At 52.7% G+C, this 1,701-nt stretch carries 1 rRNA gene; it reads right to left on the bottom strand.

From position 1 onward, the window contains the following. Nucleotides 1-62: 62 nt before the first annotated feature. Nucleotides 63-1,638, bottom strand: a 16S ribosomal RNA gene (locus HMPREF0494_RS00005). Between the last annotated feature and the right edge of the window lie 63 nt (nucleotides 1,639-1,701).

Here is a 1,701-nt window from a genome sequence, read left to right as displayed (position 1 = left end):
GGGTAAACCCCTCAAAACTAAACAAAGTTTCGACCATGTGCAGGTTCCGTTTTATTCCTTAGAAAGGAGGTGATCCAGCCGCAGGTTCTCCTACGGCTACCTTGTTACGACTTCACCCCAGTCATCTGCCCTGCCTTAGGCAGCTCCCTCCATAATGGTTAGGCCACTGACTTTGGGCATTGCAAACTTCCATGGTGTGACGGGCGGTGTGTACAAGGCCCGGGAACGTATTCACCGCGGCATGCTGATCCGCGATTACTAGCGATTCCGACTTCGTGCAGTCGAGTTGCAGACTGCAGTCCGAACTGAGACCGGCTTTAAGAGATTTGCACACCCTCGCGGGTTAGCTGCTCGTTGTACCGGCCATTGTAGCACGTGTGTAGCCCAGGTCATAAGGGGCATGATGATCTGACGTCGTCCCCACCTTCCTCCGGTTTGTCACCGGCAGTCTCACTAGAGTGCCCAACTGAATGCTGGCAACTAGTAACAAGGGTTGCGCTCGTTGCGGGACTTAACCCAACATCTCACGACACGAGCTGACGACGACCATGCACCACCTGTCTTTGCGTCCCCGAAGGGAACGCCTCATCTCTGAGGTTGGCGCAAGATGTCAAGACCTGGTAAGGTTCTTCGCGTAGCTTCGAATTAAACCACATGCTCCACCGCTTGTGCGGGCCCCCGTCAATTCCTTTGAGTTTCAACCTTGCGGTCGTACTCCCCAGGCGGAGTGCTTAATGCGTTAGCTTCGGCACTGAAGGGCGGAAACCCTCCAACACCTAGCACTCATCGTTTACGGCATGGACTACCAGGGTATCTAATCCTGTTCGCTACCCATGCTTTCGAGCCTCAGCGTCAGTTGCAGACCAGACAGCCGCCTTCGCCACTGGTGTTCTTCCATATATCTACGCATTCCACCGCTACACATGGAGTTCCACTGTCCTCTTCTGCACTCAAGTCGCCCGGTTTCCGATGCACTTCTTCGGTTAAGCCGAAGGCTTTCACATCAGACCTAAGCAACCGCCTGCGCTCGCTTTACGCCCAATAAATCCGGATAACGCTTGCCACCTACGTATTACCGCGGCTGCTGGCACGTAGTTAGCCGTGACTTTCTGGTTGGATACCGTCACTGCGTAAACAGTTACTCTTACGCACGTTCTTCTCCAACAACAGAGCTTTACGAGCCGAAACCCTTCTTCACTCACGCGGTGTTGCTCCATCAGGCTTGCGCCCATTGTGGAAGATTCCCTACTGCTGCCTCCCGTAGGAGTATGGACCGTGTCTCAGTTCCATTGTGGCCGATCAGTCTCTCAACTCGGCTATGCATCATCGCCTTGGTAAGCCGTTACCTTACCAACTAGCTAATGCACCGCGGGCCCATCCCAAAGCGATAGCCGAAACCATCTTTGATGGGAAAACCATGTGGTTTTCCAACTTATGCGGTATTAGCATCTGTTTCCAAATGTTATCCCCCGCTTTGGGGCAGGTTGCCCACGTGTTACTCACCCGTCCGCCGCTCACTGGGAATCCAACGTCCATTCTGTGCAAGCACGTCATTTCAGTTGGGCCAGTGCGCTCGACTTGCATGTATTAGGCACACCGCCGGCGTTCATCCTGAGCCAGGATCAAACTCTCATATAAAATATAAGAACTTGAATAGCTCTATTTCAAATTAATTAAGCGAATTGACTTCGCAAATGTTTT

The sequence above is a fragment of the Limosilactobacillus antri DSM 16041 genome (genome assembly GCF_000160835.1).
Taxonomy (GTDB): domain Bacteria; phylum Bacillota; class Bacilli; order Lactobacillales; family Lactobacillaceae; genus Limosilactobacillus; species Limosilactobacillus antri.
This window is presented reverse-complemented; position numbering and strand designations above follow the sequence as displayed.